Origin of the sequence: uncultured Sphingomonas sp. (genome assembly GCF_946477935.1) — a bacterium.
Classification (GTDB): Bacteria; Pseudomonadota; Alphaproteobacteria; order Sphingomonadales; family Sphingomonadaceae; genus Sphingomonas.
In genome coordinates this window covers 1-19,230 of the sequence record NZ_CAMLAC010000055.1, presented here as the reverse complement: position 1 = coordinate 19,230, position 19,230 = coordinate 1, and the positions used below count along the sequence as shown (strand labels likewise).

The 19,230-nt window shown below is 65.1% G+C and carries 24 protein-coding genes and 1 pseudogene; 1 reads left to right on the top strand and 24 read right to left on the bottom strand.

What is annotated here, in order from left to right; translation table 11 throughout:
* The 19 genes from Q0U08_RS08165 to Q0U08_RS08075 form a co-directional block, all read right to left on the bottom strand.
* The coding region (locus Q0U08_RS08165; protein WP_298090861.1) for a DUF736 domain-containing protein at positions 1-374 on the bottom strand (374 nt) is incomplete at its 3' end.
* A gap of 168 nt (positions 375-542) precedes the next feature.
* Positions 543-1,121, bottom strand: a complete 579-nt coding sequence (locus Q0U08_RS08160) for a MucR family transcriptional regulator (protein ID WP_298090859.1) — start codon at positions 1,119-1,121, stop codon at positions 543-545.
* A 107-nt stretch (positions 1,122-1,228) separates the two neighbouring features.
* Positions 1,229-1,549, bottom strand: coding sequence for a hypothetical protein (locus tag Q0U08_RS08155; RefSeq protein WP_298090858.1), 321 nt, complete (start codon positions 1,547-1,549; stop codon positions 1,229-1,231).
* Positions 1,550-1,614: 65 nt separating this feature from the next.
* Positions 1,615-2,313, bottom strand: coding sequence for a hypothetical protein (locus Q0U08_RS08150; protein ID WP_298090856.1), 699 nt, complete (start codon positions 2,311-2,313; stop codon positions 1,615-1,617).
* Entirely contained in the window at positions 2,303-2,791 is a 489-nt protein-coding gene (locus Q0U08_RS08145) for a hypothetical protein (RefSeq protein ID WP_298090855.1), read from the bottom strand. Before Q0U08_RS08145 ends, Q0U08_RS08150 begins: the two co-directional genes overlap by 11 nt.
* Before the next feature lie 98 nt (positions 2,792-2,889).
* Positions 2,890-3,219 carry a hypothetical protein gene (locus tag Q0U08_RS08140; RefSeq protein WP_298090853.1) on the bottom strand — a complete coding sequence of 110 codons (330 nt, stop codon included), beginning with the start codon at positions 3,217-3,219 and terminating at the stop codon, positions 2,890-2,892.
* Positions 3,216-3,410: a hypothetical protein gene (locus tag Q0U08_RS08135; RefSeq protein ID WP_272781534.1), complete on the bottom strand. Its 195-nt coding sequence runs from the start codon at positions 3,408-3,410 to the stop codon at positions 3,216-3,218. Before Q0U08_RS08135 ends, Q0U08_RS08140 begins: the two co-directional genes overlap by 4 nt.
* A 36-nt stretch (positions 3,411-3,446) precedes the next feature.
* Positions 3,447-3,797, bottom strand: a complete 351-nt coding sequence (locus Q0U08_RS08130; RefSeq protein WP_298090851.1) for a DUF3768 domain-containing protein — start codon at positions 3,795-3,797, stop codon at positions 3,447-3,449.
* Positions 3,794-4,654, bottom strand: coding sequence for a hypothetical protein (locus Q0U08_RS08125; RefSeq protein ID WP_272781536.1), 861 nt, complete (start codon positions 4,652-4,654; stop codon positions 3,794-3,796). Before Q0U08_RS08125 ends, Q0U08_RS08130 begins: the two co-directional genes overlap by 4 nt.
* Before the next feature lie 17 nt (positions 4,655-4,671).
* Positions 4,672-5,316 (bottom strand): hypothetical protein, encoded by a 645-nt coding sequence (locus Q0U08_RS08120; RefSeq protein WP_298090850.1) that lies wholly within the window; start codon positions 5,314-5,316, stop codon positions 4,672-4,674.
* A gap of 85 nt (positions 5,317-5,401) precedes the next feature.
* Positions 5,402-6,160, bottom strand: coding sequence for a PRTRC system ThiF family protein (locus Q0U08_RS08115; RefSeq protein WP_298090849.1), 759 nt, complete (start codon positions 6,158-6,160; stop codon positions 5,402-5,404).
* The gene (locus tag Q0U08_RS08110; RefSeq protein ID WP_298090843.1) at positions 6,150-6,809 is read right to left on the bottom strand and encodes a PRTRC system protein A; all 660 of its coding nucleotides are present in this window, start codon (positions 6,807-6,809) and stop codon (positions 6,150-6,152) included. The genes Q0U08_RS08115 and Q0U08_RS08110 overlap by 11 nt, the downstream gene beginning before the upstream one ends.
* The gene (locus Q0U08_RS08105; protein WP_298090842.1) at positions 6,806-7,633 is read right to left on the bottom strand and encodes a PRTRC system protein B; all 828 of its coding nucleotides are present in this window, start codon (positions 7,631-7,633) and stop codon (positions 6,806-6,808) included. The genes Q0U08_RS08110 and Q0U08_RS08105 overlap by 4 nt, the downstream gene beginning before the upstream one ends.
* Positions 7,634-7,640: 7 nt before the next feature.
* Positions 7,641-8,558 (bottom strand): hypothetical protein, encoded by a 918-nt coding sequence (locus Q0U08_RS08100; RefSeq protein ID WP_298090841.1) that lies wholly within the window; start codon positions 8,556-8,558, stop codon positions 7,641-7,643.
* Positions 8,559-8,580: 22 nt separating this feature from the next.
* Complete coding sequence (locus tag Q0U08_RS08095) at positions 8,581-8,805, bottom strand: hypothetical protein (protein ID WP_298090840.1); 225 nt, start codon at positions 8,803-8,805, stop codon at positions 8,581-8,583.
* Between the two features lie 3 nt (positions 8,806-8,808).
* On the bottom strand, positions 8,809-9,015 hold the full coding sequence (locus tag Q0U08_RS08090; RefSeq protein ID WP_298090839.1) for a PRTRC system protein C: 207 nt from the start codon (positions 9,013-9,015) through the stop codon (positions 8,809-8,811).
* Between the two features lie 44 nt (positions 9,016-9,059).
* On the bottom strand, positions 9,060-9,488 hold the full coding sequence (locus tag Q0U08_RS08085; RefSeq protein ID WP_298090838.1) for a PRTRC system protein E: 429 nt from the start codon (positions 9,486-9,488) through the stop codon (positions 9,060-9,062).
* A gap of 36 nt (positions 9,489-9,524) precedes the next feature.
* Positions 9,525-11,132 carry a PRTRC system ParB family protein gene (locus tag Q0U08_RS08080; protein WP_298090837.1) on the bottom strand — a complete coding sequence of 536 codons (1,608 nt, stop codon included), beginning with the start codon at positions 11,130-11,132 and terminating at the stop codon, positions 9,525-9,527.
* A gap of 101 nt (positions 11,133-11,233) precedes the next feature.
* On the bottom strand, positions 11,234-12,244 hold the full coding sequence (locus Q0U08_RS08075; protein ID WP_298090835.1) for a hypothetical protein: 1,011 nt from the start codon (positions 12,242-12,244) through the stop codon (positions 11,234-11,236).
* A gap of 75 nt (positions 12,245-12,319) precedes the next feature.
* Between Q0U08_RS08075 and Q0U08_RS08070 the strand changes: the two genes are divergently transcribed.
* The gene (locus Q0U08_RS08070; protein WP_298090833.1) at positions 12,320-12,808 is read left to right on the top strand and encodes a hypothetical protein; all 489 of its coding nucleotides are present in this window, start codon (positions 12,320-12,322) and stop codon (positions 12,806-12,808) included.
* Between the two features lie 171 nt (positions 12,809-12,979).
* On the opposite strand, the gene Q0U08_RS08065 is transcribed toward Q0U08_RS08070, so the two are convergent.
* From Q0U08_RS08065 to Q0U08_RS08045, 5 genes and pseudogenes are all read right to left on the bottom strand, one after another.
* Positions 12,980-13,180 carry a hypothetical protein gene (locus tag Q0U08_RS08065; protein ID WP_126002484.1) on the bottom strand — a complete coding sequence of 67 codons (201 nt, stop codon included), beginning with the start codon at positions 13,178-13,180 and terminating at the stop codon, positions 12,980-12,982.
* Between the two features lie 37 nt (positions 13,181-13,217).
* Positions 13,218-13,826: a hypothetical protein gene (locus tag Q0U08_RS08060; protein WP_298090832.1), complete on the bottom strand. Its 609-nt coding sequence runs from the start codon at positions 13,824-13,826 to the stop codon at positions 13,218-13,220.
* Between the two features lie 27 nt (positions 13,827-13,853).
* Positions 13,854-14,801 (bottom strand): zincin-like metallopeptidase domain-containing protein, encoded by a 948-nt coding sequence (locus tag Q0U08_RS08055; RefSeq protein ID WP_298090831.1) that lies wholly within the window; start codon positions 14,799-14,801, stop codon positions 13,854-13,856.
* Between the two features lie 95 nt (positions 14,802-14,896).
* Positions 14,897-17,011 carry a ParB/RepB/Spo0J family partition protein gene (locus Q0U08_RS08050; protein WP_298090830.1) on the bottom strand — a complete coding sequence of 705 codons (2,115 nt, stop codon included), beginning with the start codon at positions 17,009-17,011 and terminating at the stop codon, positions 14,897-14,899.
* A gap of 391 nt (positions 17,012-17,402) precedes the next feature.
* Positions 17,403-19,214, bottom strand: a pseudogene (locus tag Q0U08_RS08045) (strawberry notch C-terminal domain-containing protein); the annotation flags it as partial.
* Positions 19,215-19,230 lie beyond the last annotated feature (16 nt).

The following is a 19,230-nucleotide window of genomic DNA, read 5'->3' as shown; positions in this document are numbered from 1 at the left end:
GGCAGCGGCGGCAGGCCGTCGTCCGCTGCCGCCGTGTCGGCGGGTGCATCGCGGCGGCGCGTCGGGCGCGACCAGACGATGTTGTACGAGCCGTCCTCCTGGCGGAAGGCCGAGATATAGAGCGGCTTGTCGAGGCTCGGATCCTCGATCTTGCCGTTGAGGAAAGTCTCGCCGGTCGAGTTGGACGCGAGTTCAAACAGCGCGCCGACCTGGACCCACTGGCGGGCGGCCGAGAGGGCGAGGATTTCAAACTTCGGCGCGCGCGGGTTGTTCGACTGCACGGTGCGCAGCGCGATCACGATCGCAACCGTCAGCGTCGAGATCTTGCCGGTGTAGGTGCCGCTGGCGTTCTGGGTGATGGTGCCGATGTTCACGGGTCGTCTCCTTGAGAAAGTTCGCTCGAACCCCTTGTCCGAACACCTTCTCTGACCCACTCCTCTCCTCGGCCGTTCGGCCGAGCCAGGCGCGACAGCGCCGTCCCGACGAGCGCCCCTTCGGCGCCGTCGGAGATGTCGAGAAAGGCCCGATCAAGTTATGAGGCTTCAGCCCTCCGGGGACGTCGTTTCAGACTGTCCCTTACGGCGCCGCGGCTGCTTTGCCGGTGCTGGCGCCGACGACGTCTTTCCGCTCCCGCCCCTGTTTCGCTTGGCTGGCGCTGCGCTAGTCGCGACCGGCCCGGACTCGTCGGTCGAGGTCGGCGCCGTCGACGCTTTCTTGCGGCCGAGACCCAGCCGCTGCGCCACTTCGCGCCGCTGCGCCGAATAGCCTGGCGCGACCATCGGATAGTCAGCTTTGAGACCATAGCGCGCGCGGTAATCGGCCGGGGTAAGTCCGTGGCGCCCGAGATGGCGCTTGAGCGACTTGTAGGGCTTGCCGTCGATCATCGACAGGATGTGATCCGGCGAAGCGAGGCTCTTGCGGACGGTCACGGCCGGCGTGAACTCCGCCTCGCCGGGCGGCGCGTCCGCGGCCGCCGGCTCGGCTTCCTTGGCAATCCCCGATATCGCCGCATGCGTCTTGGCGATGAATTCCGGAACGTCTTCTGGCCGAATATTATTGTGCGCGACGTAGCTCGCGACCACTTCGATCGTCATCGCGACTAGATTGTTCTCTTCCGACATCGTGCCCCTTTCGACCTGAGACTAACCGGCCAGCGGCCCGGACGGTGGGAACCGTGTAATGGGGCCGATCAGGCCGGTGCAACTTTTCGCGCACGATTGGGCAGAGATTACTCAGGTCCCTGCCCTACAGGGTTGCGCCAGCGCGCGATGATGTCCTGCATTTCTTCGGCAAAGCCAAGGCTGTCGATGTAGACGGCACCCCGATCGTTCCGACCGAGAAAGCCGATCACGCTCGTGATGTCGTTGGCGACGCCGATATCGACACCGAAGAGATCGGCGATCTCGAAATGGCCAAGGTCGGGGCCATTCCACCAGGCCATCAGAAAGTTCGCGACGCGGCGGGCCTGGCCGGTGTCGCTCATTGCAATCGGGATCAGGCGCGTCAGCGCCGCGCGCGCGGAATCATAGTCGGTCGGGATCGAAGTCATCGGCGGCCTCCCAGATGACAAGCTATCGTTATGTGCACGCGGCGCAAAGGACTTACCGCTGCTGCTCAGATGCGTAGCGGCGCCGGCATCTCCATCCATTCGGGGTGATCATCCGCCAACGGGATATCGAAGCTCCCGGCTTCGGCCACGCTGAACACCGTCGCTCGAGCAAGCCTGCCAAAGCCATCCTCGTTGTTCCAGAAGCTGAGGCCGTGCTCGCCATCGCGTTTGGAAAGAACGTAGCCATCCGCACCTTCGTCGATCATGCGGGCGATCGCCCGATCGAGAAGCGGCGATGTGTGACCATAGTCTGTATCAGTGGCGCTTATGACGACGTAGCCGCCGCCGAACTCGCCGGCGCGTAGCCTGTCGCAATCCGATGCCCACTCAAAGCCGAAGGGCAAAGCGGATCGGGCGCAGCGCTGAATCAGCTTGGCGGCGGTTTCGACGCCGAACTGCTCGCCCGAAAAGAAAAGAGCGACCCGGCCGTTTGCGTCGGCTTCCCCGAACTCGATCTCGAAATCGAGAGCCGGAAAATTTTCGTCCGGGAAAAGGTCGAGAAGCCCGTCGAACGGGCTCTCCGGCGTCCGCGGAAAGAGCGCGGCGAAGTCTTCGCCCATGCCATGAAAGTGCGCTTCAAGTGCCTCCGGGCCGATCTTTACATCGCCGACCAGCTCGATCGCGCCGATGACGCGACGCAGGAGATCGGCCTCGGGGCTGGTGACCACGATGCCGAACGCGGCCTTGGTGTAGCTATTGGTCATGACTGGCTCCGTGGATGTCCGGAATGTCGGCGGCGGAAGTGCTGACCATCAGCGGGGGCACGGCGAACTCGGCAGCGTCGAAAAAGGCGATGACGGCCTCGATCGAGCCAAGCGCTTCGACCTTGCTGCGGCTGACGACGACTTCGTCGTCTTCGGTGACCGCATAGGACACTGCGCTGCCGTCGCCTGTCGCGACCACGCGCTCCGGCCCCCACTGACCGGAATAGCCGCCGCACCACCTCACGAAAGGCACCCGGCGCGAAAGGGACCAGCTTTCCAGTTCGTCGAAGCTGCCGCCTGCCACCTCGTGAGCGAAGAGGCGAAGGGGTGCACCGGGGACATGGTGGTGCGGTTCGAAAGGCTCGCCGTCCCATTCCGTGGCAAGGCCTTCACAGGCGATGATGTCGATCAGTTCTGCATAGGCGCTAGCGCTGAGCACACCACCTATGCTGATCGAAGCGGATACGCGGTCGGCCATGGTGAACTCCTGAAAATTGCACAGCCCAGCGTGTCCACGCGAAGGGCGCGGCGATCGGCTGCTGCTGTTCTTGAGGAACGTGCTTGGGCAGGCGTCGGCTAGTGAATCGAACCGAACAGGCGGCGCTTGGATGCGGCCTGGTGAAGCCCGTCCTTGGTGCCACTCGTTGCGCGCATCTCGGCGGTAAGCTTCTCGGCCAGTCCGCCGGGCACGATCGCATGCGGCGCAACGATGGCGATCGCGGCCTCGGCGGTGAGCAGCTCACCTGGCTCCGTGCCGTTCCAGATCAGGGGCTCGCCCTCATCGGGCTCATCTTCCGTGGTGAAGAAGACCTGCGCAAAGAATGTTTGGAGCGGGCGGTCCCAGCCAATCACGGCCCGCACCACGTCGATACCGTCCGGCCTCGGCTCAAGATCATGACGGCTCATCCATTGGTCCTTCGAAGCCGGTGCTGAACATGGCGTGCTGCACCCTCGGCGCTGCTGATCGCCTTTCCCGCCGCCGAGGCGGCCTTGCGGGCGCCCGCCTGACGAAGCAGACTACGGGCTTCGCGCATTCGCTCAACCGCAATTGCGATGGCCTGGCCGTGCTCCGGTGTGGCCGGGGTGATCCGACGCATATTACCTCCGGTTTGGATAAATGGGCGTGCTGAAAGCTAGTCGTCTTCCGGCAGCATGATCGTCATGACGCGGGTCGTGACCTCCGGGTCGGCCGGATTTTCGGAGCCCCACTCGATGGAGAGATCATAATAGTCGATCGCGAAGCGAATCTGCCGGCCTCGGAAAGTGACCTCACCGCGGCGGCGCTCGACGCGCTCGTCGGGCGCGAAGTTGCAGCGATCGATCGCCATTAGCAGGTCGCCGTAGATCCGAACGGTCTCCTGGAGGCTATCGCCATCGGTGAGCGCTGCTGCGCACGCGGCGGTAATCACGATACGCGCCCTTGGATCGAGACCTTGGCGGACACGGTCGTTGAGGGCAGCGGTGCGAGAAAGCTGGTCGATCATGGTGTCTCCATCGGGCTGGAGCGCTTGGACCGGGCGACGCCGACGCTCTCGACCTCGGCGGGAAAGAGCGGCAGTGTCGGATGCCGGATCGGAAGCGCTTTGGGATAGGGCAACCGGGGGAGTACGCGGCCGCGGCGGCGGGCCTCGCGGGTGAGCTCGAAGCAATAGGCGAACAGCCCGGCTTGCTGGTGGACAAGGAGATGGCGCTCGCGTTGCAAGCGCCACAGCCAGCGGCGCGGCTCTTCGCCTGTGGCAGGCCTCGGGACCCCGAGCGCGACGAGCTGGTCGATCGCGCCCGCATGGCCTTGCTCGCCCAGACGGATCTTCGAGAGCGTCCTGCCTGACACCGTAATGTTACCGACCCGCAGAACTGTACGCGGCCGCGTGATCGCCCGGTGCGCGGCCGAGAGCGCGCAATAGATCCGGCCGATATGACCCGCGCCTGGATCGCTGTAAGATACGACGGCCTCGATCACCGGACGTTCCCGACGGAGGTGCCGGAAGGCGCGCGCCAGGAAATAGCTCTCACCATTCTGGGGCACCGCATCGGTGAGAATGAAGCGGGCGAGGACGCAGCCGCGTGCTGGGTCGTCGAACCCGGTATGACGCGAGATCACGGCCCCGGTGGTCGGGACGGCGAACACCGCCACGCCTTCGAGGACGCCGGCGGCACCGAACAGGCCAACAGCGACTTGCGCTGCAGGATAGGTCCGGAGGTAGTGATGGCGAGCGATGAACGCGCGTGCTTCGCCATGCTCGATGACATCCACATCGTAGGCGCCTGGATCGATGAGCTCGAGATCGCGCGCCCATAGCGAGCGCCGCTCCCGCCATCGCTGGCTGCGTTCGGTCTGCATGATATTGGTCCGCTTGGTTAGGCGAAGAGACGCACCGCTTGCGCGACCGGAAGCGAGAGCTGCAGGTCGCGCCGAAGCTGAGCTGCGAAGCGATCGGGCGACAGCAGCACGGTGATCGCCGCGAAGTGGTTGCGCTGGCCACAGTAGTCCGTGCGTCCGCTCACGCGCCGGTAGAGCACCTCCCGATCCTGGCCGAGCCCACCGAGCGAGAGCTGGACGTAGACCTCGTCACCATGGAGCGTGATCTCGCCCGAGACTGCGGGACCGCCCTTGTTCGAGCGGACGCAGTAGCTGTCGGCCTCGAGCCCCAGGGCCTCGGCGAGCCGACGCATCGCGGTCCGCCCTTCGGCATGGAATGTGCGCTTCGCGGCCTCGTCATACGCGACGCCGCGATAGGCGAGTGTTCGAAGCACGGGATGTCGGCGGATTTCCGCAATCTGGTCCATACAGGAACGGCGCAGAGCCATGCTTTCCGGGCAGCGGTCGGTCACCGACACGAGGTGCCTTACGAGCAGAATGACGGCCGCGTCGGTCTCGGCGTCCTTGCCGGCATTGCGGCAGTCCGTGATCGCGGCGTGAACAGCGTGCAATCCGGCGCCGATGGTGGTCAGGGCGCTGGGGTCGAGCGCCTGCTGGTGGCGCATCGCGACATCGTAACTCATGGACGGGGTACTCCGGTCTCAAGCGCAAATTCGCTCGACCAGTCGCTCCCCTTCTCTTCTCCTTCACGCCGGAGGGCGTGGACGATCAGGCAGCCGCCGTCAGGGGTATCGGCGCGCAGCGTCCGCTGCCTAGGTTGATGAAGGCTCCGGCGTGACCGATAGACCCGCGACCGAGCAGGTCGAACAGGAGTGAGAGCGCGTGGCTCGCAACGATGCGGTTCACGAACAGCGACTGTCGCTCCAAGGCCTCGGCGACCGAGCAGGATGGTGCATCGTCGTCCGGCACGCTCTCGTCGGCGAGTTCCGGAAAATATTCGATGACGGTGGGCAGGCGGCGCTCGTTCCGGCGATGGGCAGTAGCGGGGCTGCCAATAATGTATTGGCCGTCGCCTGCCCGGTTTCCAAGGTCCATCCAATAATAGGGTGCCTTGGAACCTCGACCGAGCGCAGCGCCGAGGGAGCGGCGAGCTGAGGCGGTATCGACGCAGCTGATCAGAACGTCCGCCCCCGATACATCGATCGACTCGGGCGCTCGGCCGTGAACGGCTCGCCAGGCGAGACCGTGTGCAAGGTTGATCCGCTCCGTCAGCGTATGGGCTTTGGAGTTGCCGAGATCGCAGCGGTAGAAGGGCTGCCGGCCAAGGTTGGCCTCGGTCACGACGTCGTCATCGACCACGATCACATGGAGCGACCGCGAAGAGATTGCGCGCAACGCCGTGTCGAGCGAGGCGAGGCCCATCAGCATCTGGGCGCCGTTCCCCCCGCACCCAATCAGAACGATGTTGATTGTGCGGTGGTGGAGCACTTCCGGGAGAAAGTGGCGATCACGGAGTTCAGGCGTCATGGCCGTCTCCTTCGAAGGGGCTGCGTGGAAGCGGAAGAAACATCCCGCCGGCGCAAAGCCGCGAGGCAAACTCGGGACCGCCGGTCCTACCGAGCCGGCCGATAACGAGCGCGATCTTGGTGGCGTGCGCGTCATCGGCATCGTCGGTGGCGCTGAAGAAGGCCCGGCCATGGCCGTGGCTGTGGATGTCGCAGACGATGTGGCGGTTCCAGGGCAGGAGAGGTGTCCGATAGACCAGGCGCGACGGCGTCGCCTCGTCGATCTGCGGAAAATCGAGAAGGAAGCGCCGATCGTCCTCGTCCCACACGATGAAGGCGGCTGCCTCATCGGGCAGCGCCGCGCAGAAATGATCGATGATCTGGGCCAGGAACGCCCGCGGTATCAGGCCGCACCGAAGGTTGGCGCGAGGCTCGCCTACGCTGCCATAGGGAAGGTAGGCGGCAATCGGCGGCGTGACAGGCACATCGAGCTCGAGCCACGGGCGCCTGACAATCAGGAAGACGCCGTCTCGACCGATCGCGAGACAATGGCCCGCGCGCGAAGCCCGTACCGCGTCCAGGCCGGGTGAGCTGCCGCGCGGCGGCGCAGGGAAGCACGGGACGGCCGCGAGCAAGGCAGCCGCCGTGGGGTCATCGGCGAGAGCCGTCATCGTCTCGTCCTTTCGATGAGTTGGCCAAGCGTCAGCGGCTCGATGGCCTTGCGGGACGATGCCGCAACCGACCGACGTTTGACGGCGAAGGCCTTGAGACGCTTGACCGGGAAGCGGGCGGCGCGGCGCGCCGCAAGGTCTTCCCAGAGGGAGATGAGTCCACCCTTGCCCGAGACCGTCTGGTCCTGCCCGTGATTGGGATGAGTCGACCAAGACTCGAACAATGCCCGCTCGAAGTCCGGGATGGCGGAGACGGAGAGCGTTCCGGGCTTTGGGATATTCCCCCAGCATAGCGTGCCATCGGCGTAGACATTGAGGATCGGCGAATGGAAGACGATAGAGTCGGCAGTCGGCCGCTCATCCTCTCGAAGCGCGTAGACTCCCAGCGCTCGTCTCGTGGCAACGAGCAGGTGGGCCGGGTAAGGGACCGAAACCACCGTTTTGGTGGAAAGAGCCTTCAGGCCGGCGGGCGGCGTGCTCAGATTGAAGTAGGCCGGACGAACCTTCGCCGGGATCCACCACGCGAGGAGATCCTGGTGCGCAACGAGCACGTTGTGCGGGAGGAGCTCGGGCGCGGCGGCGCGACCCAAGGCCTCGGACCATTGGCGCAGGTGCGCCCGCGTCAGCGGCGTGCCGGCGGCGATCCTCGGCCCGGCGTCGTCATCATGCTCGATGTGATGAAGGCTGGCGAACGCCCGCCCATCCTGGCCGGGAGCGCCGGAGCGCGTGCCGCTTCTCGCGGCCTCGGTTCGATAAAGCAGGATGGCGTTGGTCAGCACCAGCCCGCCGGCGATGGCTTCGAATTGGGTCGAATGCTGTGACATGGCTGCCTCACAGGGTGTCGGGATCGAGCTGGATCAGCTCTTGGGCGGCGAGCAGAAACCGGGCGCCCGCCTCGAGCGATGCGAACCAATCGGTGACGCGAGCGGCGTCCGGCAGCGGGCAGAGCCCGGCGATGTCCATGAAGCCGTATTCCATGCCGTGGCGTGCGACATCGTCGACCTCGCGCGCGAACTGCTCGACGGGCACGAGCGTCAGAGGAGGCAATGACGAGCACTCCTCCAGGTCCGGCAAATATTCGTGGAGGGTCGGGCCGTCGAAATGCCAGGCGTTGCGCTCGTCCGAGAAGCGCCTGAGCGCCTGGTGGCTTCGGCGCAAATTGCGAAGCGCGCTGCGCAGGCCGTTGGGCAGCGACCTTGGAGGTGCAGCGTTCGCCGCGATCATCCAGTCCGGCCTTCTGTCGTTCATGTCAGAGGGTAGGATGGTGTCCTCAAGATCCTCCGGATCGGCACCATGATAGGCCACGAGCGCGTCGCGAGCGGCTTCGTCCTCGATTTCGCCATCCCAATAGTACATCGAGATTTCTTCGAAGAGATCGTCGTAGCCGAAGATCGGAAGCGCTGAGCCCATGGTCCGGGCGAGCGCGGTATAGGCAGCGGCGCGCCAGCCGATCTGGGCGTCGCTGGTCTCGATCCAGCCGAGGTCGAGCTGTCCCATACTGTCGCAGACGATGGCGATGGCCGGCGCGTCCATGTCCTCGCTGTTGAGGACGGCGACGCGCAGTTCGGCCAGTTCGAGCGGCCTGAGAATATCCAGAACCGCCTTATCGAAAACGCGCTCGATGCGGCGTCGAGCCTCAGCGCGCGTGCAACGCCGTGCCATCTGATCGCGCGATGCGACCCAACCGCCGATCAGCTTGTGATGACGTGCAAGCGGCTGATCGAAACTGACCGGGATCTCCCGGGACAAGACGACCGACCGCCCGGCCAAGTCAGCCGAGCGGGGGCAGTCGCAAGCCGTTGGGAGACTGCAGGGGCTCGGCCGGTTCGCCGTGTTGCGATGCCGGGTCGATGAGGATCTTGAGGTGGAGGGCCTGGGCCTGCGGGTCGCAGGCTGGTCCGGGAGAGCGGGTAGCGTCGCCATCATCGAACTCGATCCATTCGAGGAGTGTCTTGCGGGGTGCGGCGGGAAGGACCGCGACGGCCTTGCGCGACATTGGCTACCCCTTGGTGCCGACCGCGCGGCGGTACTCGGTGACATGGGTACCCCCGGCGATGCCGGCATCGACCAGTTCGGCGTTCAAGATCGCGGGATAGAGAGTGGCATGGTACGCGCGCAGGCCCTGCGGGTCTTCGGCAAGGTGGGGCGGAACCGGAAGGTCGATCCCGTCATATCGATAAGCGCGCGCGAGGTGATTGATCTGCATGTGGCTTCTCCTGAGAAATTGAACACGGGCCGAAGCGGGGGCCGTCACCAGAGGCTTGCCGGCTCGTTCGATTTGGCCTCGGCCGGGAGCGCGTTCGCAGCTTGTGCCGGCGACGCGGAAGTGGTCGCCGTCTTTGCCGGCGCCGGTGTTGGCCTTGCCTTGGCGGCCGCGGCGGACGCGGCCTTGGCGGCTTCAGCGGCCTTGCGTTGATCGGCGATCTGATCGGCGAGAGTCTTGCGCGTCGCGATCAGCTGTCCGAGTGCGCCGTTGGCGCCGCGCGCGAGTTCCGCGTCGATTTCCGCTGCGCTTGCGGTGATCGAGATGGGCCGTGTCTCGCCGACCTCGAGGGCGGCCGTCGTACCCTCGACCTTCCGAGGGATGACGGTCAGGGTCACGGTGTCGTCCGGCCCGGCGACAAGGTCGAACCCTAACGAATAGCGGTGGAGCAGCGGGAGCATGTTTGCGATAAGCATGGTCGTTCGTCCTTGTTCGGATGCGAGGAAAGTGGATCAGGCGGCGAGCGCATCGACGCGGCGACTGGACACCGGGGCGGCGCCGGGCGCCGCGCCATATTGCCCGTCGAGGGTCATCGCGCTCGGCAGCCGGCCCGCCCAATCGAAGCCGGCGGCGTTCAGCATGCCGGTGACCAGATCGGCCTTCTTTGAGCCGAGAAGCTTGGCGAAGGCCTTCTCGCCCATGTGCGAGATCAGCCCGCACTCCCGGGCGACGAATTTCAGCTCGTCCTTGGTATATCGCTCGAGAAAGGCGCGATCGACCTGCCAGACCTGGCGGATGTCGACGTCGAACGCCCTTGCCAGATCGGCGACCTGGCTGAACGATTGCACGTCGCGGGCGTAAGCGGCGCCGATCGCCGAGAGCGCCGTTGCCGCCTGGGCCTCGGAAAGCTCTCGAACCTCATCGATTTTGCTCTCGAAGCCCAGATCTGGGAAGGACGGGTTGACGAGGAGGCCGGCTCGCGCCGTCAGCGTGCTCGACTTGATCTGGGAGAGCGTGCCGGTCAGCGCGGCGACCAGGATGGCGGTTCGAGCATCAGAAGCGTTGTCTGCGAGCCCGCGCGCCAGCGCGGTGCGCCAGGTTGCCTCCCGCAGATCGCTTGTGCGGCCCGCGATCGACTTCGCGGTGACGCTGGGGCCATTGGCATTCGCGTTCAATCGCACGGTCGCCCGACCTGACGGAGTTCCCGGCGCAAGCGCGGCTCGCCGAGCGGTCGCCTCGACCCCTTCCGCGCGCTCATCTTCCTGATCCTCGGCCTCATCAGTTTCGGCGAGCTCGCCTTCGTCGGCGGTGTCATCGGCTGCGGCGGAACGATCCTGCTCTTCCTGACGGGTCTGCTCGACCGCGTCCGTCTTGAGCTGGAAGCATGCCGCGTTGGTGCAATGGCCATCATCGACGTGGGTCTCGAAGAGCGCGCGTTGCGTCCCGGAGTTGAAAGGACAGGTCGTGCATTCGGACTTGTCGAAACAGGCGTCGGCAAGGTTTTGGGTTACGCGCATGAGGAGGTCGCGGGTCTTCCCGATGTCGAGGCCAGCTCCCAGGATGGTCTCGAGCGCCTTGTCCTGCTTGTCCGCCGGCACGGCGGCGAGCAGCTCGGCGTGGCCGACCTTGATGCGGCGCTCGTCGAGCGCGAGCTTCACCGCGTCCGAAAGGTTAGCCAGCGCGAGGCGGCGGTCGAGCTTGGCGCGCGACCAACCAAGACGTCGACCGGCCTCGCCGCGGTCGTTCTGACAAGCGGCGAGGACCCGGACTGCAGCATCGGCCTGCTCGGTTTCGGAGGCGTCATCCCGGATATCGTTTTCGTCGATCGCCGCCTCGAGCGCTTCCTGGTCGGTCATCTCCCGGATGATGGCCGGCGCTTCGCCGTCCGCACCGAACGCCTCGAGCGCGGCGCGATACCGCCGCCCGCCGGCGACGATGACATAGCGATCCTCGCCATCGTCCGCCGGACGCACCAGAATCGGCTGAAGCATGCCGCGCAACCTGAGCGAAGCGACAAGTTCGTCGTGCTTCTTGCTGTCGAAATAGCGGCGCGGGTTGTAGCCGATGGCTATCCGGGCGAGTGGAACCATGGTGGTTCCGGTGGGCTGGGGTGCGGTCACGGCCGATCTCCTTGCAGGGTAGCGGGGCACCTCCGTCGGGGATGGGCGCCTCACTCTGGCGAGCCTCATGCTCACCCCATTCCTGCCCCCCTCCCCTCTCATCAGCCGGCGAGCCGCTCGCGGAAGATGTCAGCCGCCCATTGCTCGATCCACGGCGCTGTCATCTCGTCGTGATCGAGATCCCCGCTCTCGATGAGCTCGCGGATCTGGGCTCGGGCCTGCGCGATCGCCGTTTCCCAAGGGTCCGTCGGGACGCGATCGGGTTCCGCAGGCCGATGGTGCGGCAGGCGTAAAGGGTGGCTGGCAAGACGTGCGTGCTGTGCCGCCACCCACCGCGCCATATGGTCGGCCACGAAGCGGTCGCTCTTGGAAACACGGAGCTGGCGGGCGGCCTGGCGGGCGCTGATGCCGTATGCCTGGCTGTCGATCGACGCGACCCGGTGCTCGAACGGAAGCAGGTATGGCAGCGCCGAACCCTTCACGCCAAATGCGTGCAGCCGGACCCCCTGGGGCAATATTCGATCCAGATGGTCGATGACGGCGATGACCCCCTCCGGGCCATGGACATCTCGCCGGCACATGCTGCCGACGCCGATCAGTGACACGCGCTTCAGCGTTCCCCACAGCGCATCTATGCAGCGCTCATAGTCTTCCGGACGGCGGCCCTGGATGACCGGCATCAGGGTGTCGGCGATGCCGTGATCCTGGGCGAGGCGGCGACAGTCGAGATTGGCGCGGATCGTGCGCGAGAGGCGGTCGATGACCTCTTCGCGGTCGCGAGCGATTTCTGCCTCGACGCAATAATCGGCGCTTGCCCACCACCGAAAGGGAAAGGCGGCCGCGAGCGCGACATAGTCGACGAGCGACCAAGGGAAGCCGCCGTATCGAGCCGCCGCGACGAATCCGGCGGAGTCCAGGCAGAGCGCCGCCAGTCCCTTGGCATTTCTCAGCTGGGAAAGCCGCCACCCGTCCCATTCCCGCCACCCGCGGCGTTCGGTCCAGCGAGACAATCCATTCGCGGAAATAAGCGCGGGCTGCTGCAATGCGCGTGCTCGGGCGAGGATCGGCCCCTCGCTTAGGTGCGGCAGCCCGACGATGATCTCAATCGGCATAGCGGGCTCCCTGGGCATGGTGATATTGACGGCTCGGCGCGTTCACGATACGTTCCTTTGCGCAGGAGATTTGCCATGACCACCACACCGTTCCGCGAGCGCTTCGACCTCGACATCACGCTGCGCGATGCGGCGCTGGATTCCGATAACCAGCCGACGCGCCGGATGATCGCGAACGCGTCGATCGGGATGCACGTCGAGGACGCCTATTATTCGGTTCGTGAACTGCGCGAGGCGGTGAGCTGGGTTCATGAGGGCATCCCCGCCGGCAAGGGGAAGCTGTCCGAGATCCTCGCCAACGACGGCGCCGACGACTTCCAGCGTTGCGTATATTTCTGCCTGGCCGGGCGCGGCGTGGTGGCGATGCTCGACGATCTGGAATGGCTAGAGGATCTGCTCGAACGCCGCGGCCGTGTCGCGGGAGAGCAGGGGCGGCTGAAGGCGACCTGGATACCGCTCACCAACCCCTATGTCGCCGACGCGCCGGACGGTCCGATAGTGAAGCTGGACGCCGCCTTCGAGCAGGGCCCGTCATGGTGGGCCGATCCGACCTTATCCGTTTGAGCGGAGGTCGGTTCTCGTACCTCAGGCCTCAAAAGGGCTCCTGCGACGGCAGGCGATGGCGCCGGCCGCTTCGCTTTGGCGACCACGAACGCCGACTCGTAGCGCCGTGCGCGCCTGATCGTGCGTGAGCCTGGTCAGCACGCTCAGGTGAGGAATTGAGACCGCTGGGCTTCAAAGCACCATCTCGACTTCGACGCGCTCGCCAAACGCCGGCCAGGTGCAGACGCGGAAAGGCTGAATCGGATTGGTGGTGCGCACGATGCTGACGCGACCCGGCCGCTCGTCGAACAGCCGGGAGGCGACGCGGTTCGCGTTTTCGCGACTGCAAAGGAGCAGACGCTTGGGGGACAGGCCTGTACTCAGGTCAAGCATGTCAGATCCTTTTCGGAAAGCATGATACCGGCAGGACTCAGGCGAAAATCGTCTTGTGGATCTTCGTCGTCGGCACGATCCGCCATCGCCGCTCCATGAGGCGGCTGATCCGGTAGCGGCCGCGGGTCTCAGGGTCGCGAAGGGTCACTCGGCGCCCCTGCTTCTCGACAATGAATTCCTGGCCGACATGGCCGTCCGAGAAGGTGACCGGCTGCTCCAGCCGGATCCGATCGCCGTCCGCGATCTTGCGCGAGCGGCGTTTCAGGTTCTCGGCGCAGCGATGACGCCAGTCGAGCGCGTGCTCCTTGTCGGTGGGCGTCAGCAGGTCGAGGATGTGCTGGGGGCATCCGTCCTCGCACGGTCCCATCGACTCGGTCATGTCCTTGTAGCCGAACTGCTCACGGGTCTTGCTGCCCGGGTTCCAGAGAACCTTGCAGATGATCGCGAACACCTCGCCGCCAGCGCCGTTCGTCATCACCTGCGCAGCGGCATAGTAGGTGCGGTTCTGTGGGCAGGACGAGGCGAGCACCCTGAGACCCGATGTGCCCCCATCGACCTCGCGGCTATAGGTGAACTGGTCGTCGAGATAGGCCTTTGCCGAGGCGTGACCGCCCATCGACGTGAAGGGCATGGTGAGCCAACCCATGAGTGGTCCTTTCGCAAGCGGGAGAGGTCAGGCGGCTTCTGCAAGCGGAACGACGGGAGCGGACACTGGCGCGCCCTCGTCCCGATGATCGCTGCTGAAGGCGAGGAGATAGTTGAACGCCTGTTCGGCCTTGGCCGCGGCGTGGATGATCGCGGTCTTGTCCGCGCGCAGGATTCCGAGCCAGTGGGCAACATAGCTCGCATGGTTGTCGTGCAGCTCGTTGGGAAGTCCGAGCTGTGCGCAAATGAGACCGCTGCCGATCTCGGCGACAAGTTCTTCGAACGCGTAGGCCTGATCCCCGAACCGCTTGCCGAACGTCCGCGCGAGGCGGGCCGTCCCGCCAGACCAGTGCGTCGTCTCGTGGGCGCGCACAGAGGCATAGTGATCCATCGTCTGGAAAGACCGCTGATGCGGCATCTGGATGTAGTCGAAGGTCGGATGGAAGAAGGCGCGATTGCCGCCGTGCCGCACGTTCGCCGGAATGGCTCCGAAGAAGGCGTCGATCGCGCCCTGCCGGGCCGAAGGGTCGACCGGATCGATGGTCACGTCGCCGGAATAGAAATAGGCTGGAAGGCCATCGATCTGGTCGGCGTTGAAGACGACATAGTGCCGCAGGAACCGGATATTTTTCTCGGTCTCGGCACCCGTAACGGGATTGGCCTCGGTCCTTTTGAAGTTGGAATAATAGACCGAGAGTGAGCCGCTTTCGCCGCGGCGGACATTTGCGCCTAGGGCCGCGGCCTGACGGTAAGTCATCCAATAGCGGGAACGATAGCCATTCGCGTCGGCGATCGCCCAGAGATAGATGGTGTTGATGCCGGTGTATGGCGTGCCACAGTGCCGCAACGGTCTGCCCCCGGCGCCGGTGACGCGCCACGGTCGGCTCCAGGGCGCAACCCCTTCCTCCAGTTTGCGAATGATGAGACTGGTGATCTCGGCCGCGACGTCGCGGCTCGGTGTCGGTTTGGCGCGCATGGTGATGTGCTCCGGTCGCATGACGGGATGGCCGCCGACGCGGGTGCGCCGACGGCCAGTTTCTCGCGGTTGTTCGGATGGTTGTGGCCGGGTGGTCAGGCCTCGACCGGTTCGAAGAGCTCGCCGCCCTCGGCCTGCGAGCCGTGTCCTGCGTCATCGCCCGGGTCTTCGGGATCGCCGTCATCAGCGGGATCGATGACGGTCGCGTTGGCGTCGTCGAGGAAGCGCATCGCGTTGGGAACCCAGGCGAGCGCGGCCTGCTTGACCTCAGGTTCGACGATCGACTCCCCGGCGAACAGTTTCTGGCAGCTTTCGGAGATCTCGGTCTTCTTGAGCGAAGCGTGACGGGCCGTGAGCGCCGGCCCCCCGACATCGTGAAGGAGGCTGAGGATTGTGCCCTTGTTCACGCGGTCGAAGAAATTCTCCGAGGTCGGCCGCCACCAGCCCGCGATGTCGACCTCGAGGATCGTGGCGATCCGGTTGTGAAGCGGAACCTGGACATTGGACGGGCCGGGCTTCGCTTCGAGCGACAGCGCGACGATATAAGCGAGCCAGTTCGCCTTGCTGTCATCATCGAGAGCGCGGAACCCCTCGAAACGATCCACCTCGCTGTCATGCTCGGTCCACGCGGCGTTGAGACCATCATGGGCTTCCGCCAAGCAGGCGCGTGCGCGGGAGCTGGGCATATCTCCGACCATGGGATCCTGCGGACCCATCGCGCGAATCGTCGTGCCGTATTTGACGGCGCTGTCCGCGGGACCGCCAGATGAGCACATCCGGGCGTCGATCATCACGAACAGCGCGAAGTCGAGCGCCAGTGCGGGCTGCGCCAGGAGGCACGACGCCAGGATGTCGCGTCGCTGGATCGCAAGCTCATCGTACAGCCGTCCGCTGAGTGCCTTTCCGCCGGGCGCCACCGCCTCGGGCCGACGGCCCGGCTGCGCGGAACCACGATCGGCGACGCGAAATCCTCCGGTTGGCGAATCTTCCCGGCCCGCCTCGCCGTCACGAGCAGTATCATCCTCGCCCGTGAAGGGTTCGCGCGGCTTTTCGATGAGAATTTGCTGCTCGCTGTAATATTGCGAGTCGAGCCGCATCTCGCCTTGGGGGGTGAGGACGAGGAACGCTCCCACATGGACTTTCAGCTCGTCCGGCAACACCGGAGGGCGATTCTCGATTGCCTCGGCCTCGGCGATCAGCCGATCATCTTCTTGGTCGAGCAGCTTGACCGCCTCCTCGAGAAGATCCGCATCCTGCATCTCGGCCTCGAGAGCACCGCGGCGCTCTGCGATTTCGACAAGCCGCGCACCCTGGGCCGCGGTCAATTCCGGCGCCGGAAGAATGACGCGGTAGAGCCCGTGGGCGGCATTGTGCGTGTAGTTGCTGGCGATCGGGCGGATCCAGGCGAGGCCGGTATCCTCACCGATCCGCCGCGCCTCGGCCTCCATGATCTCGCCGGCGAGACGATGGGCGATCTCCGGATTGACCCAACGGTCGTTGCCGTCTGTGAAAAGGTCGCCGTCGATCTTGCCGCCAGCAGCACGATAGCGCGGTTCGCCGACCAGCATCGCGATGGGGTCGCTGGCTTTGAGCGTCTCGTTTTCGATGACCCGGCGGATCGTGTCTGCGGTCACCTCACTGTGCTTATACGTGTTCCAGACCAGGAGCTGCTTCTCGCGGTTCTCGGTCGAGGCGTATGCCTTGGCGATATCGAGCGTGATCTCGGCCTTGCTCGGCGCCTCGAAGATCGGTTCGGCGAGCGAGGCGAGCCGCAGGCGACCCTCCACGAAGCGACGGGTGACGCCGAATCGCTTGGCAACCGCATCGATGTCGCCGCTCTTTCCGATGAAGTGCTGGAAGGCCCGGCATTCTTCCGCCGGCGTCATCTTGAGCTGATGGAAGTTGGTGGCGGTCGAGGTCTCTGAGAGTTCGGCATCCTCCCCGGTCAGCACCATGACCGGCACATCATAGGCCACCTCGGAGATCGTACCGCGCTCCGCTAGCAGACGGAGCGCCCGCCAGCGGCGACCGCCATCGAACACCTCATAGGTGCCACGAGGCTTCTTGGCCGGAGTGACGAGAAGGTTTTGCAGGACGCCCTTGGCCTCGATGCTCGCGGCCATGGGTCCGATCTGGAGCTGCTCGTCAGGCGCAGTGCGGACGTTGATTGGCGAGAGACGCAGCTTGCTGAGTTTGACGGTCTGGATCACGGGGGGAAACTCCTCATGGCGTCCGGCAAGTTCCGGACACCATCTCCCGACCCCCCTTCCCTCTCTCTGGCTCAGAGCGCCCCGGGCGGGTGGACGCCCGCCCCGCATGGGCGCTCTCGGTCGCCTCATTCTTCGAGACGTGTGCACAAAAACGAAGGGCCGCCCTTTCGGACGACCCTTCCATTGTCCTGCCTGAACGGGCAGCTCAGCCGAGCCGGACCCCCGAGGCGGAGGTCTTGCTCATGAGAACCGCCGCACGCGGCATGTGACAATGAGACATCTGACCACCTCCTTTCCGTTGTTGAACGATCGCTAAGATGTGGTCGCACAACGCGAATTTTCAATCCTGCGAATATTCGCGGCGGCTTATTCCGCATGCGCGATGGCCGCCTCAGGCAGCGGCGCGCAGTATGCGATGGAGCGTGTCGCCGGCCGTTGCCATGGGCAGGAAGACGCGGGTTCGGTACTGGATGACTTCGGTGAAACAACCCAGGGACTTGAGCCATGCAAGTTGCTGCGATGGTGCACCGACCAGTTCGATCCGCTGGGAGCCGTTCACCAGGGAGCGTTTGATCGTCATCGGGAACGGCCGGGTCAGATCAACGCTGCGTCCCGACGAGGCGGACTTGACGATATCCGTGGGTGGCATGTTCTCGGCACGGTCGATGCCGAGCCTCGTGAAGAGTTGCACGACATGCTCGTCGAAGACGAGCCGTCCGAGCCAGCTGTTGCCCGCCTTGTCCGCGATCCGGTTGACCACGAGATGATCGCTCGGCAGCGCAGACCAGATCGGGAGCAACAAGCCGGTCGCGAGCCGAATGGTCTCGGTGTCGACCTTGTTCGCTGCTACTTCTGCCTCTTCGAGCCACTTTCGACAAAAGGCGTCCCGGTCGATCGCCGTCCAGGCGCTCTCGAACAGCTCCTGCTCTCGCATGTATTCACGCCGTGTCGGCCGCATTAGCTCGAAGCGCGGGATCGGCGTTCCCTCTTTCTCCTCCATGAGAGCGCGGGCACGAGTCTGTAGTGCGACCATGCCGGATTTCCCGTTGATCAGGAACTCGGCTGTAGCATCGCTGTCCGCGATATGGAGGATGCGGTCCAGCGCGACCGGCGTCCGGCGATGAGCGATCTCGATCGTGAGCAGGTGTGATGTCGCCCCACTGACCGGATCGGTTCGCAACAGAGTGTCATCCACCAGCGTCGCTGTATCGACGAGGATTGTCTCGACTCCGACGTCGAGACGCCCGGCGTCGCGCGCGGCCGAGACACGGGTTTCGACCAAGGAAAGAAACTCATCGAATATCTTGTTCTGAAGCGCGATCGGGAGCGCCAGGATCCGGTTGAGCCAGCGCTGTATGGGCGGAAGCTCATCCTTCATGACTCCGTCCTTGTCGCAGAGCTCTAGCCCGGTTCGGCGTTCAAACTCGCCGTGCGACACGCTGGTCAGCTTGCCGCCGACGAGCAGATGAAACCAGGTGACGAGCGCCGCGCAGGCATATTCGCTCTCGAGATTGTCGGCGGGGTCGAAGAGGTTTTGCCCGCCGGTCTGGCGCTGGCCGCGGGTAAGCGCACCGAGGCTGTCGAGCCGGCGCGCGATCGTGCTCGTGAAGCGTAGCTCGCCTTTGCAATCGGTAGTGACGGGCCGGAACAGCGGCGTGCTCGCCTGATGCGTGCGGTGAGTGCGGCCCAGGCCCTGGATGGCCCGGTCGGCGCGCCAGCCGGGCTCCAGCAACAGGTGGACTCGCTGCTCTTGGTTCGGCACGTCACGCGACGCATGGTATGACCGACCCGTCCCGCCAGCATCGGAGAAGATGAGGATCCGCTTGCGGCCCTGCATGAATGCGGCCGCTTCAGCCTGGCTCGTCCGGGTAGAACGGGTCTCGAGCTTCTGGCGGCCGTCGGCCGTCGAGACGAGCCGCTTGGTCCGCCCCGTGACCTCGGCAACGGTGTCATGGCCGAACTGTTCGAGCAGACCGTCGAGTGCGGAGGTGATTGGGGGCAGGGCGCACAGATCTTCTATAAGCCGTGAACGCGCGGCCTCGGCCTCCGGGTTGTAGACGGGATTCCCTGCCTCGTCTTCCATGGGGACCGAACGCTGGGTGCCGGTGTCGTCCGTGAAAACACGCATCTGCCGGGTCGGGAAGGCGCGCTCGAGATAGTCGATCACATATTCTTTGCAGTCGCAGTTTATGTCGAGCGTGGCGGCGAGAGACGCAGGT